The 248-nt window shown below is 48.4% G+C and carries 1 pseudogene; it reads right to left on the reverse strand.

Features of this window, described 5'->3' with window-relative positions:
- Positions 1–248, reverse strand: a pseudogene (locus QN347_RS20595) (phosphomannomutase/phosphoglucomutase); the annotation flags it as partial.

The raw sequence follows: 248 nt of genomic DNA on the forward strand, positions 1-248 counted from the left end.
GTGTTGGATGAGCGCGCCAGACCAAAACCATCAGGGTACTCAACACGCAAGCCGTCAATCGTAATAATTTCATCCGCGCCCGGGAAGTCGGCGTTCTTTTGCATTTGCGCAATGACGGCAAAGTTTTCACCTTCTGCTAACTGTAATTGCAATTCTGGCGTACTGTCAGATTGTGGCAAGCTATTTAATGTCGCAGTCATGTCGCTGACTTTGCTGAGAATTTCCAACAAACGCGCACCAGCGTACAT

Origin of the sequence: Sphingomonas sp. 10B4, assembly GCF_035019905.1 — a bacterium.
GTDB lineage: Bacteria > Pseudomonadota > Alphaproteobacteria > Sphingomonadales > Sphingomonadaceae > Sphingomonas > Sphingomonas glacialis.